Consider the following 12,762-nt stretch of genomic DNA (forward strand, 5'->3'; position numbering starts at 1 on the left):
GCGGCCGGCGACACAGTGGACGTCGCATCGGTCGGCGCAACGGTGGCGGTGGCGGCCACTGCTGCACCGGTGCCACCAGCGGCAACGACGGATGCTACAACAACGGCTTTTCCTGTGGTGCCCAGCGCACCCAGCCAGGGGATGATTCCTGCCATGACAGGGGAGTCCTTTCAATACAGAACATGAGACCGGCTGACCTCATGGACAGCCGAGCGCAACGGTACTTGACAGATGGGGGATCCTGCTCGCCAGTTCCTGGAAACTACGTCAATCCTTGGCGTTTCCTGCGCCGTCCACGCGGAGACAAAAACTCGCTAAGGCATGCCGGCACAATGCCATTGGTGCCAGGCCTGGCTGTGCCGTGGCCGGCACTTGGTCAGTTTCCTTCGGGTGTGAAGAGTCTGCCGAGTTCTTCGTTGACTTTGACCGGGTCGAAGTGTGCGGGATCGAAAGTTTCCTCTCCGCCGGATCGTTGCGCGGTTCCTTGGGCCCATTCGTGCAGGCCCTGGAGGTGCTCGCGGTCTGATTCATCGACGGCATCAGGGTTGGCCAGAGTGGCGATGAGGTCTTCATAGCCGCCGATTCCACCGGAGTCCTCCAGGGGGCAGCGTCGTTTACCGCGGATCACCCGGGCATGGGCGTCGTCACCGGTTTTCCTGACGGTTTCGATCCAGTCGATGCGGTGGAGCCAGCTATCGCCGAAGTCGTATGCGTAGAACAGCGGGGTTGAGCCTTCGTTGAGGACTTTCCCGAGCTGGACGGTCTCTTCAGGCAGGTACCAGCCCTCCTCGTCTTCTGCCCTGACGTAGGCAGGCGCCCAAGACCTGGCCTGTGTCCGTCCGCGGCCCGGGGTGTTCGGGTTGCGGTCGGTAAAGGAATGCAGGTGGGAGTTTTCCCAGCCAATGATCACCTGCAGAACGTCGTGGAATTCGTCCAGGTAAAGGCTGGAATCGACTTCGAATAGCCGCCAGATCTTTGGTTTACTCCCGACGAGGTGGACTCTGGCGCGCAGAAGCTTGCCTTTGGTTCTTGGCGTGGATCTCTCATTCGTGGCCATAGGGGGTCCTTTCCATCACAGAGCAGCGGCCTGGGCCAAGCGGTTGTCACCGGGGGTACGGTGTTCGGGTTCGGCAGAGATCTGGCCCAGGTTCAGGTGGGTGTTCATGTCGAGGGTGAAGCGTCCGTAGGGGTTGATATGGGTCCAGAACAACGGTGTGAGGCCCCTGCGGTCTTCCGGTTCGAGCAGTCCGGTGAACTCCTTGACCTCGAGCACGGTTTGCAGCAGCAGGGTGTTGACCAGGACCAGGGAGGATTGGAGCAGGTGCAGGGCGAGCATGGACACTTCGGTCGTTTCACGGTCAGGGCCCGTGAGGTCACGGTTTTTACCGTAGAAGACGACGTCGTTTCCGCTGTTCCAGTTCTCCACTACCTGCAAACCGGAATTGATTTCGCGTCGCAGGTCTTCGCTGGCGAGGTAGTCGGCGGCGAAGATCGTCCGCACGGCCCGGCCCAGTTCCTCCAGGGCCTGGTACGTGGGGTGTTTGGGCCCGCCCCGGGTGAAACGGCGCAGGATCGTCTCCGACTCTGCCGTGCCGAGTTTGAGGGCCGTGGCGTATTTGACCATCTGATCGTATTGCTGGGCGATGATCTCCCAATTGATCGGCCTGGACAACACGTCATTGATCTCGGCGTAGGCTTCTTCATTGCTGGCCCGGTAGAGGCGGATCGAGCCGATGTTCTTCAACCTCGGCAACAGCTTGAACCCCAGGAGTTCGGTGAACGCGAACCCCACGATCGAGGCCCCGTGGGTATCGACGTAGTTTGCTTCGATCTCGGCGTCGGTGTCGTGGCGCAGAACGCCTTCGATCATCGCCGCGACCTCGGAGGAGGAACAGTTCTTCAGCTGGGAATAGATGCAGGTCGATTTCTTTTCCACGTGCCAGTAGATCATCACGCCGGGACCACCGTAGCGGTTGTGCCATTCGGTCATCAGGTTTGATTCCCAGGAGCCGAACTTTTTCGAATCCGACGCACAGGCGTTCCCTTCACCCCACCAGTGAGGGTTCCTGGCCTCGAACGTGGCGTTGACGACCTTCACGATCGCCTGGCGCAGATTATCCTTCGTAATGAACGTCCGGCGCACATGGCGTAGCTCCCGCTCCGTCTCTCCGTGACCGCCGGCATCAGTGACCGCTTTGATGCCCATGTTCGTCCCAAGCCCGAACAGGCACAACAGCAAACGCCTGCGCAGGGTCTCACGGTCAAGGACCTCACGGGAGGCCACGGAAACAAACTCCCCGGTAAACCCGGTCAGGAAGTCCGCTTCCTTGAGGACTTCTAGCAAGTCCAGGGTGCCCCACCGGGCCAGGACCTCGGCCTTGAGTTTGCCCAGATTCACCGGCTCGTCGAGTTTTTCCAGCTTGGGGACCTTTATCCACGGCGCCCCACGGCGTCTGGTGATCTTCACTCCACCGGTGGTATCGGCCGGCAGCCCCTTATCCAGGTGCTCCAGTGACCTCCTCATTCTGGACTGAAGATCAAGAATGAACCTGGCCGGGTCCAACGGTTTCTGCAGGGCCTCGTAGTGGAGCTCACGGGAAGCGTCGAAGTCCTGGGGAAGGTCCTCTTCCGGGTCCCGCCATTTCCCCGCCCCGTCAACGAAAACCTCGCGGCGGCGCAAAGCGTCCCGTAAGGACACGAGCAGGCACAGCTCGTACGGGATCCGCTCGATCCTGCCCTTCTCGTCGCGGACAGCGCCCTCCCAAGACCTGGGCACCACACCCGCAACCGGGACTACCTCTCCGGGCGCGAAGAACTGGCTCTTACTTCCAGCATCCGCATACCGTTCCAGCAACGCGATGGCATCCATGATGGGCCGGAACGCCGTGTTATGGCACCGGAACCGCAGCACGGACAGCAGCGCCGGTAACATCCGCCGGTAATGATTCGAGTACGAACCCCGCAACACCGTCCTCACCTTGCCCTGGAACACGCTCTCGTTGGCTTTCGCCTCCTGGACCAGTTGCCGCAGGGTTTTCTCACTCACCACCGGGAACACGGCCTCCCGGACCGTCTCATCGGGGAGCGCAATCGCTGTCTCGGCCAGTTTGAACAGCAATGCCGTCTTGCCGCGCACCCTTTGCAGATCCTCGGTCAGTTCTTTCTCGACCTTCCTCACCGCGCTGTATTGAACTTCAACACCAGCACGAGTAGCAAATCGACCAGACTGTCAGCTATCTCTGCCGTCCGTTGATGACACAGCGCCGCCAACAGCGTCAACCGCACCGGCGCCGGCGCGTCCTGGAAATCCGATGGATACATCCGTGCCGCCCGCGCCCGCCAGGCACTCACGACCTTCTCCGACACCCCGGCAAACAAACCAGCCGGTAAATCAAGAGCCTGGGCTGCTGAAAGCTTCTCCACCTCCGCCAGCAACGACTCCAAACCAGCCGGGCCCGGATCAGCTTTCAACACCGTCAATAAAGAACCCGCTGCTCCATCAGCGACCAGGGCCTTCAGCCCAGCCGCGCCGTCCGGGCCTAGAACCTGGAGGACATCAGCACACAGGCGCTGCTCAAACAACGCCCGGCCAGCACCAACAATCCTGCCCGCACGTCCCGGCGGCTCAATCCGCTCCTGACGACACCGGGACAGCGAAGCCTCCACAAGCGCAGACTCTCGAACCTCAGACGGGCACACCCTCTCCGCCAACCACCCAGCCAGCCGGGCCTCATCAGCGGTCGTGAACTCACGGAAACCAAAATGGGACCGGATCTCGGCCCGGTGGTACTTGATCGAGCGCCCACCCCAATAGGGAGCCAGCGCAACGGGAGGAACAGAAATCTGCGCCGCAATATAGTTCAAAGCTCCCGGTGGAAGGTCAGAAGGGCTACCCGGGAATCTGGCATGTTGCTGAAAAAACTTCAGCAACACAGCAAACCCTGCCCGAGTCGCTCCTGACTTCCGCGCCATCAATGCCACATCGTCATCAACCAGCGTCCACGAATCAAGGAGTTCGCTCGTCAGCTCAAGGCCCATACCAGAACTCAACCACACCTGATTGCCCCTGAAGACACCTTCAGGACTACCGGGCCGCGTTGCGTGAGCGGGCCCTAACAATTGGCGAGAGACTTGGCGTTTTGCGAGATTATCCGACGCCCCCCAATTGCACTTCGCCCTTTGCGCCTTTGTGGATCAACGAGATGGTGAGGCGAAAAGAAGGCCAATGAAATGAACGCCGCGGGCAAGCTTATGCTGAGCGCGTGATTTTCCGCCACCACCACAGCCGCATGGAATGTCAGCGGCACCGTCACAACGCGTAATGGCGCCGATTACACCGGGTAACTACAGCAGACAGGTGACACGATGGCATTGGCTAAACGAATGGCAGGCTAGTTCTCCGGACTGACAAACAACTCGCAGGTGGAGTTGTAGTAGGCGGTTGTTGTTCGGCGGTGTTCTAGACCGATGCGTGTGCAGACACGCGGGGGACAAGCCCAATGTACTTTTGCACGTCCCACCTGCGAGTTGGGTGTCAGCTGATGGATGCTGCGATCGAGTTCTCTCAGACGATTACGGCCGCCAGGATTGTTTTGTCGCCGTCTGAGCAAGCGCGCTCGTTCTGCGGACGTCTTGGATCTAATGCCGCTGACGAGCTCTTGGTCAAACGTGTTTTGACCTTCCACAAGAGCACTTCTTCCGATGCACGCTGCCACGCCAAATCACCAGTTCCTATCAATGCCGACGCCTCAGAGCGGAGGTACCCGTGGCCTGGTGAAGGCCAGCCGTCAAGATGCGGGCTGGTCGTGATCGGCCCTGCGTTCATTCCGGGAGTCAGCTGCTGCCGCCTTACGTGCTGCAATAATGCCGTCCCTAGTTGCCGCTCGGATGACGCCATACAGGATGTAGAAAAAGATGGCTGCAAAAATCACGGATAAAACTACGTCATTCATTTTTCCCCCAAAGAGTTTCCTCTGCATGTGATCAACGTCAGCGTAGCTGATGGCGTGAACATCGACGAGCGATCGCGAGCGGGAGGTCTACGCCGAAACTGCCCGAAAGCAAGTGTTGAAATCAAGTGAGGGAGTCCCAACTTGACCTTACTGGCATCCCTGCGGATTCAAAGTGAGCGTATTCATCCTGCGGTAGGGCCGCTTGGTCAGTGGAAATAGCAGCCGAAGAGCCAATCTCCCTACCGAACTTTGAGCACGCGATCGGGTTGTTTGGAGGGAAGGCGCAACGACCGGCCACTGCGGGCAATTATTTTTCCCGAGTCTTGCAGGCGCCATGTTGACTCCTTGGCCTGTCCACCCTGTAGCCAATCAAGCCGTTCCACGGGGCGTTTAAGCTGACGTTCCAGCCAGTTGGCTGCGAAGTGGCCGTAGGTATCCGGCGCTTCCTCCAAGCCGATAATTGTGAGGCCATCTCCGTCGTAGACATGGTTGTCCAAGACGTGGCTATCTCCCCATTCACCTTCCAAAGTGCGGCCGCTGGGTCCGTCGTGCCAGTACGCAACCTGAAGTGTGCACGCGTCCGGCGTCTCGATACCAGGGACGTCCAGAATCACGACTAGCGGTTTGATGCGTGCGAACACTTTAAAGGAATCAAGCTTGGGGTTCGTCGGGGGCCAGCCGGCGATGCCGCGAGCGAGCTCCTTCAGGAACTTCTCCTCTTCGGGCGTGCGGGCTCGATCTCCTTGGAACTGGCCATGCACCGTCATGGGGTGAGCCTAGCGCAGGCTGACAGTCGTGGCGGAGGAAAGTGCGTGTAGTCGTGGCCCGAGCTGCGGCGGGAAGGTCATGGTTTGGTTCGGAGGTTGACGTAGCGGGACCAGGCGTCGCCTGCTGCGTCGGCGTGGAGGAACGCGATTTGATGGCTGTAGCCGAGGGCGTCGGCGACCAGTGGCGGCGGTGAGACTAACAGGTGTTCGTCCAGGGCAGTGTTTCGTGCGCCGCGCAGGTCGATGCCCAGGCTGCGGAGCCTATCCATGATGCCGTTTGGGTGAAGTGGTTGTCCGGCCCGGGTCCCCGGGAAGAGCCAAGGGCTTTGTGCGTCTGATCCTGTTCTGAGATTCGGACGGCCTTTAAGGTGCTCTCGAAGCAAGTCGGCGAAAGGTTCGGGAATGGGCACTGGATGCGGGCCGAAGGTGATCCACATGTTGCCGGTGCTTTCATTGGTTTCGATAGCGTCGGTCCGGAGTTTGGCGACCCGAACGAGCGGCTGGGCGTAGAGAAGCAGCAGGATGCCGGCGACTCGGTAGGTCAGGGACTCGCTGGTGCCTGTAAGCAGTTCCCGGAGCCAGGCCACGCGCTGGTCCTGGGTGATCGCGGGGCGGGTCTTGGCTGTGTAGTGGCCCATGTCCACTCGGTGGTTTGTGCCGGTGTTCTTGATGAAGACGATGAAGGTGCGGATGGCTTTTCTGGTCGTGGGACCGGTTGCGAGCCAGGTTTCGATGTCTTGTTGGGTGCAGTTCGCCGCTGTCCGCTGGTGGGTTTCCCAGAGCCAGTCCAGAAACTTGATGGTCTCCGTGATCTCCTGTTTGGCGGAGTGCACCGGGGCCTGGGCACTCTTCTCCGGTGTTGTCATGGATCGGATGCGCCGGAGGTGATGCCAGGTGGCGAACTGCGCGACGGGTTTGGCGACCTCCTCGGACAAGTCGCGGAGCTTGTCGTCAACCCAGGTCTCGAACCGGGCCAAATACGGGTCCTGGTAGGGGAGGAGTCCGTGATGAATGAACAAGGCGCGCAGGTGATTGGCTTCGCGGTTCGCTGACTCAGCCGCGGCATCGAGTCCTTCGTGCGTCAGCGGAGTCTCCCCGCTCGATAGAGAGCGGAGGAGGGCTTGGACTTTGGGGGAGCGCTTCCACGTGATAATGCTTTCAGGCCGGTCTGCTTTGCAGAGGACATCGACAATTCTGCTGGCTGTTTCGGGGTCGGAAGATTCTGTCAGCAGTTGCTCATTGAGGTCCTCCCGGAGGGCGCAGCGGGCGCAGATACCGCGTCGGTAGAACTCACCTTCAACATTGCAGCGGGTGCAGTGAAAGTCATGGAGGATGCCGGCGCAGGGCGCGCAGCGGGGCCCTCCGTTGCTGTCCGGTGGTCCGGGTAGAAGTCTGTGCTGGCCGCAATCCGGACAGGTCCCGGTGGTGCGGGTGGCGGCGGTGAAGCAGGGCCCGCAGATTCGGCCTTCGGGCCAGGTGGCGCGTGTTCGGCCGGCGGCCCGGCCGCAACGTGCGCACGTCGCGGTCCCGGTGGTGCGGGGCCGGCCGCGGCTGGTGCTGCGGGGGCTGAGGCCTTCGGGTTTGTCAGTGGTCATCGTCGATGATGCGTGCCCGTTGTGGTCTGACGGTGCGGTTCAGGTCAACGACGTTGGGGGCGCTGGTTCCTGTCTTGCGGGCGCGGACGTCGGCGGCTGTGACGGTGATGAGGTCCTCGGGTCCGCAGGAGAAGATGTCGCAGATCGCCGCGATGACCTGCAGCGCAACGCGTTCGGGTTTCTGGTTGACGAGCCGGTAGACCTGTGGCCGGGACAAGGTGATGCCGCGCTCGGCCAGCAGGGGGATGAGGTCCGTGGTGTTGTGCAGTCCCCGCGCTGCCATGAGCTCGGAGAGCCGCCATTTGTATTCGACTTCGCGTCTCACCATTGACCCCTCATCTGCACGCCCAGGACTTCATCCATGGTGCGGTCCAGCGCCGCCCGGAGGGTCGCGTTGCGGAAGTCGTCGCTGACGAACTGGTAGATCCCGGTGGTTGAGGCGTGTTCGTGGCCCATCTGATGTTGCACGAATCTAGGATCCCATCCGTCCTCCAGCAGGTGCGTTGCATAGGAGCGCCGGAGCGAGTGCAGGTCCAGGCCATCCAGCGGCAGGCCCAGCTCGTTGAGGTAGCGCCGGAGCCGGCGCAGCAGGGTGGATTCACAGATCAGGCCGCCGCGTTCGCTGGGGAACAGGTCCAGCGTGTCGAGCGTGCCGCGTCCGTTGGCGAGCCAGTCCTCGATAACGCCGGCGGTCCAGTCGAAGACCGTCAGGACGCTGCGGGGTTTGTGCGGGGAGCCCTTGCGTGATTTGCCGAACCGGACCTTGCAGACGCCTGCCTTGCCGAACCTTCGTGCTTGGGGGTTGGCCGCAAAGTCGATGGTTTGCAGGTGCCGGAGCTCGTTGAATCTGAGCCCGTACGAGTAGGCGACTTTCAGCATGACGGCGTCCCGGTAGGCTACCTGCCAGCCTTTCTTGCCTGAGGCGGCGATGAGTTCGACCTGATCGTCGGCGTGATCGAACAGCATCTGCAGTTCGGTCTTGGTGAAGGGCCGCTTGGAGGCGCGTCCCTCGTACTCCTGTGTGTGGGAGGCAGTGTTCCAGTCAAAGAAGACCTGGGAGGGGTGTGTGCCGAAACGCTGTTCGCAGACCCGGTCCCAGCCGTAGTCCGGGTTCGAGACGTATGACGTGAACCGGCGGAGCGTCGACTGATAGCCGCGGACGGTGGAGTGCTTCAGCTGGTGGATCGAGCGGAGGTCACCGAAATACTCCTCGACATGCTCCGGTGCCCAGTTCCACGGGAACTCGTTCACATGGTTCACGAACCGGCGGACGCACTCGATGCCCTTGTCGATCGTGTCGAACTGGAGGTTCCTGGAGAGCTGCTGGTTGCGCCACCCGGCCAGCATGTCCTCAAGCGTCTGTTCCTCGGGATGCAGCAGCTGAACAGCGCTCAGATGCAGCACCCGCCCGGACGCGTCGACCGCCATTTTCGCCCCACAGTTTCGTCGAAGTTTTTGTTCAAATCCTGAATCAATGATTCATTAAATGCATCATCGGCACAAAGCCGCAGCTCAGACGCTTGTATCGGCAGCTTCGAGGGCTGGGTGTTGCAGCCGTCCGCAGCGTCTGGTCAGCTGCACATCAGAACTGACAGGCTTCATATTCCGCGGAATCTCAAGGAAGTTAGAGAACTCCTTGCTGGTCCCGGGGGATCGGGACGATTGATTCATCTGATGCAATACGCAGAGTACTACTTTACATAATGTAGATTATCGGCGTTAGTGTGAGGTGTGCAGGAGGGGTGACATCGACTGGACATCAGGTTCGTGGACGACGCCACCTGTTCTGCGCAATTTGCTTTTGGCGCTTTACAGATGCTGATGCGAGCCTGCATCCCGAAGACTGACGAGTTCGAGTTCTAATTGATTCGCTTCCCAACATAAGCGGCAAGGTGGCGCCCGGTGAGGGTCCCGCCGTCGTTCGCTAGATCCTCAGGCGTGCCTTCGAACACCACCTGGCCGCCCTCATGACCTGCACCTGGACCCAGATCGATGATCCAGTCGGCATGTGCCATCACTGCTTGGTGGTGTTCAATCACCACTACAGACTTGCCCGAATTAACCAGTCGGTCCAAGAGCCCTAAGAGCTGCTCGACGTCGGCTAGGTGCAGGCCCGTGGTGGGTTCGTCAAGGATATAGACCTCACCTTTCTCAGCCATCTGCGTAGCCAGCTTAAGTCTTTGGCGCTCACCACCCGATAGCGTGGTGAGAGCTTGACCGAGTGACAGGTAACCTAGGCCAACGTCTTTGAGCCGCTCCAGAATCTTCTGAGCCGCAGGTAACGCCGCCTCTCCCCCGCAAAAAAAGTCCAATGCTTCACTAACGCCCATCGCCAGCACCTCAGCGATGTTGCGCTCACCGAGTCTGTACTCCAACACAGACGCCTGAAAGCGGCGGCCTTCGCACTCTTCACACACCGATTCAACTGTCGCCATAACGCCGAGTTCTGTATAGATGACCCCGGCACCATTGCAGGTGGGGCAGGCCCCCTCGGAATTTGAACTGAACAGTGCAGGTTTCACGCCATTGGCCTTGGCAAACGCTTTGCGAATCGGCTCGAGTAGGCCGGTGTAGGTGGCCGGGTTACTGCGCCGTGAGCCCTTGATAGCCGTTTGATCAATCACCACGACGCCATCGCGGCCGGCAACCGATCCGTGAATCAAAGAGCTCTTGCCGGAACCTGCAACACCGGTCACCACCGTGAGCACACCCAGAGGAATGTCCACTGAGACGTCTTTGAGGTTGTGTTCCTTGGCCCCGCGTACCTCAAGCACACTCTTGGACTTGCGTACCGAGGCCTTAAAGCTGGCACGGTCATCAAGGTGCCGGCCAGTGATAGTGTCACTCCCCCGCAACCCGTCAACTGTTCCCTCGTAGCAAATGGTTCCGCCAGAAGTACCTGCACCGGGCCCCAGATCCACCACATGGTCGGCAATGCCGATCATTTCGGGCTTGTGCTCCACTACCAAGACAGTGTTGCCTTTGTCCCGTAGCTGCAGCAAAAGGTTATTCATCCGCTCAATATCGTGCGGATGTAGGCCAATAGAGGGTTCATCAAAAACGTACGTGACATCCGTTAGCGAGGACCCCAAATGGCGGATCATTTTGGTGCGCTGCGCCTCGCCGCCGGACAGAGTCCCAGCGGGCCGATCCAGTGACAGGTAACCCAAACCAATTTCAGCGAATGAATCCAGCAAGTGCTGCAGCCCACGGACTAAAGGCGCCACCGACAGCTCATCAATCTGGCGCATCCACTCTGCCAGATCACTGATCTGCATGGAACACAGTTCGGCAATGTTCTTGCCCTGGATCTTGGAACCAAGGACGTCCTTGGTGAGACGGGCACCGCCGCACTCTGGGCATTGTTGGAAGGTCACAGCCCGTTCAACAAAGCGACGTACGTGAGGCTGCATAGCCTCCGGGTCCTTAGACAGCATCGACTTCTGGATCTTAGGGATGATGCCTTCAAAGGTGAGGTTAACGCCCTCTACTTTGATCTTGGTGGGCTCTGAATACAGCATGGTTTCCAGCTGCCGCTTGGTGAAGCTGGCGATCGGTTTGTCCATGGGCAGACCCATACCCTCGAAGAGCCGCCCGTACCAGCCATCCATGGAATAGCCGGGAACAGTGAGCGCTCCTTCTTGGAGAGATAGAGAATCGTCGTAGAGGGCCGTGAGATCAATGTCGCTGACATTGCCCATACCCTCACAGCGTGGGCACATGCCTCCGAGGTATACAGCGTCTTTCACCACGTGTTTCTCAACGCGGCCAGCCTTCTCCGTGCTCATAACTCCGCCTGCACGGCGAGTGGGAACGTTAAAGGAGAACGCGGTGGGCGGTCCAACAAATGGCTTGCCCAGACGACTGAATAGAATTCGCAGCATCGCATGGGCGTCCGTGGCGGTACCCACGGTGGAGCGTGGATTAGCACCTAGCCGTTCTTGGTCAACGATGATTGCAGTGGTCAGGCCCTCAAGATGGTCCACTTCGGGCCTCGCGAGACTCGGCATAAAACCCTGGACAAAGGAACTGTATGTCTCATTAATCATCCGCTGAGACTCAGCAGCGATAGTTGCAAAGACCAGGGAGCTCTTCCCGGACCCAGAAACCCCGGTGAACACCGTTAGGCGGCGTTTTGGTAGCTCAACGCTGATGTTCTTGAGATTGTTCTCCCGAGCACCTTCTACACGAATGATGTTGTGGGAATCGGCGGAATCGAGCTCCGCTGCGTTGGCACTCTTACTCATGCTTAGTGGCACTCCGTCGCGTGGATCGGCTAGAAATTTGTTTTAACTCAGCCATGACAAATCACCAAGGTCGATCACAGGCTCGGGGTGGTCATTGGTGTAGTAACAGTCGTAGCTATCTTGACTCTGAATTTGTCCGTTTTTTACTTCGAAGATGGAGATCACTCGGGCGCGCATTTTTTGCCCGGTATTCCAAAAATTGAGGTCAATCATGGCTGTGGCACTCCACTCAATTTCCAGTACTACCCGTTCGCCTTGAACAGTGGAGCGTTTAATTCTGTAACTCTGTTCAGACACCACTTGATGGGCTTGTTCGGCGCCGGAAAGAGTCTGCTCAAGATTCCGCGTTCCGCCCTCAGGATTAAGCGCGTGGGGCCACTCGGTGAGAATAAAGTCCTCAGCCAAGAGTGGGCGAATCTCTTCGGCGCCTGCGCCGGCTTCCATGGCCTGGACAAATTTCGTTGCGAGCTCCAACGGAGACAGTTCAGTCATGCTGTGAAGCCTAGTGCAAGGCTAAAATCCATGCATGTCCTTCTTAGACTCATCACCTCACCCAGCCGCACCAGTCTCTGCGTTCACTCCTGAGCAAGTCCGCTCACTTGTACTGCCCATCCTCGAAGCAGAGGCATTGCCACCGATCGTGCAAGTGGGACATCCAGCACTGCGCCAGCAGAGTTTGCCGTTTGATGGCCAACTCACTTCTGAAGAATTGGGCGCTTTGATCGACATCATGCGCCAAGTGATGCACAACGCCCCCGGCGTGGGCCTCGCAGCACCACAGATCGGAGTGCCTTTGCGGCTGGCTGTTTTGGAAGACAAGTTCGACGTCGGTCCGGAGGCTGTTGCCGCGCGGTCGCGGCACCCGCTGGACTTCTTCGCCGTCGTAAATCCACAGTACACAGCCACCAGCGGTGACTACGCCGAACACTACGAAGGTTGCCTCTCAGTGCGAGGGCTTCAAGCAGTTGTGAAGCGAGCCGTGGACGTTCAACTCGATTACTTCGATGTTCAGGGGCGCCAGCAGAAGGCATCGTTCAACGGTTGGCAAGCGAGAATTGTCCAACATGAGACGGACCACCTGAACGGCACCCTCTACATAGACCGCTGTTCTATTCGTTCCTTGTGTGCTGACTCCCAATACGGGCAGTGGGCCGAACTAGGTTTTGATACTGCGCGAGCCTCACTGGGCTTCTAGGATATA

Annotated in this window: 11 protein-coding genes and 1 pseudogene; 2 read left to right on the forward strand and 10 right to left on the reverse strand. The window is 59.4% G+C overall.

The window, feature by feature from the left end:
• Positions 1–376: 376 nt before the first annotated feature.
• Genes ACQR35_RS10080 through ACQR35_RS10090 form a run of 3 tightly spaced genes read right to left on the reverse strand, consistent with a single transcriptional unit; the run spans position 377 to position 4,038 of the window.
• Positions 377–1,057, reverse strand: coding sequence for a plasmid pRiA4b ORF-3 family protein (locus tag ACQR35_RS10080; protein ID WP_236803071.1), 681 nt, complete (start codon positions 1,055–1,057; stop codon positions 377–379).
• A 15-nt stretch (positions 1,058–1,072) separates the two neighbouring features.
• The gene (locus ACQR35_RS10085; RefSeq protein ID WP_430269953.1) at positions 1,073–3,178 is read right to left on the reverse strand and encodes a Tn3 family transposase; all 2,106 of its coding nucleotides are present in this window, start codon (positions 3,176–3,178) and stop codon (positions 1,073–1,075) included.
• Complete coding sequence (locus ACQR35_RS10090) at positions 3,175–4,038, reverse strand: DUF4158 domain-containing protein (protein ID WP_430269954.1); 864 nt, start codon at positions 4,036–4,038, stop codon at positions 3,175–3,177. Before ACQR35_RS10090 ends, ACQR35_RS10085 begins: the two co-directional genes overlap by 4 nt.
• Positions 4,039–4,100: 62 nt before the next feature.
• On the opposite strand from ACQR35_RS10090, the pseudogene ACQR35_RS10095 reads away from it, so the two are divergent.
• Positions 4,101–4,229 (forward strand): annotated as a pseudogene (locus tag ACQR35_RS10095) (DNA alkylation repair protein); the annotation flags it as partial.
• A gap of 558 nt (positions 4,230–4,787) precedes the next feature.
• Here ACQR35_RS10095 and ACQR35_RS10100 read toward each other — a convergent pair.
• From ACQR35_RS10100 to ACQR35_RS10130, 7 genes are all read right to left on the reverse strand, one after another.
• On the reverse strand, positions 4,788–4,952 hold the full coding sequence (locus tag ACQR35_RS10100) for a hypothetical protein (protein ID WP_430269955.1): 165 nt from the start codon (positions 4,950–4,952) through the stop codon (positions 4,788–4,790).
• A 239-nt stretch (positions 4,953–5,191) separates the two neighbouring features.
• The gene (locus tag ACQR35_RS10105) at positions 5,192–5,719 is read right to left on the reverse strand and encodes a hypothetical protein (RefSeq protein ID WP_366372583.1); all 528 of its coding nucleotides are present in this window, start codon (positions 5,717–5,719) and stop codon (positions 5,192–5,194) included.
• 77 nt (positions 5,720–5,796) lie between these two features.
• Complete coding sequence (locus ACQR35_RS10110) at positions 5,797–7,314, reverse strand: recombinase XerD (RefSeq protein ID WP_430269956.1); 1,518 nt, start codon at positions 7,312–7,314, stop codon at positions 5,797–5,799.
• Positions 7,304–7,642: a helix-turn-helix domain-containing protein gene (locus tag ACQR35_RS10115; protein ID WP_430269957.1), complete on the reverse strand. Its 339-nt coding sequence runs from the start codon at positions 7,640–7,642 to the stop codon at positions 7,304–7,306. The genes ACQR35_RS10110 and ACQR35_RS10115 overlap by 11 nt, the downstream gene beginning before the upstream one ends.
• Positions 7,636–8,742, reverse strand: coding sequence for a tyrosine-type recombinase/integrase (locus tag ACQR35_RS10120; RefSeq protein WP_430269958.1), 1,107 nt, complete (start codon positions 8,740–8,742; stop codon positions 7,636–7,638). The genes ACQR35_RS10115 and ACQR35_RS10120 overlap by 7 nt, the downstream gene beginning before the upstream one ends.
• 431 nt (positions 8,743–9,173) lie before the next feature.
• A complete protein-coding gene (locus ACQR35_RS10125; RefSeq protein WP_430269959.1) occupies positions 9,174–11,561 on the reverse strand; it encodes an ATP-binding cassette domain-containing protein in 2,388 nt (795 codons plus the stop codon).
• 42 nt (positions 11,562–11,603) lie between these two features.
• Complete coding sequence (locus tag ACQR35_RS10130; protein WP_430269960.1) at positions 11,604–12,053, reverse strand: nuclear transport factor 2 family protein; 450 nt, start codon at positions 12,051–12,053, stop codon at positions 11,604–11,606.
• A gap of 34 nt (positions 12,054–12,087) precedes the next feature.
• Here ACQR35_RS10130 and ACQR35_RS10135 point away from each other — a divergent pair, with 34 nt between their 5' ends.
• Positions 12,088–12,756, forward strand: coding sequence for a peptide deformylase (locus ACQR35_RS10135; RefSeq protein ID WP_430269961.1), 669 nt, complete (start codon positions 12,088–12,090; stop codon positions 12,754–12,756).
• Positions 12,757–12,762: the final 6 nt, after the last annotated feature.

The organism is Pseudarthrobacter sp. J1738, assembly GCF_050490315.1.
GTDB lineage: Bacteria > Actinomycetota > Actinomycetes > Actinomycetales > Micrococcaceae > JBNPEO01.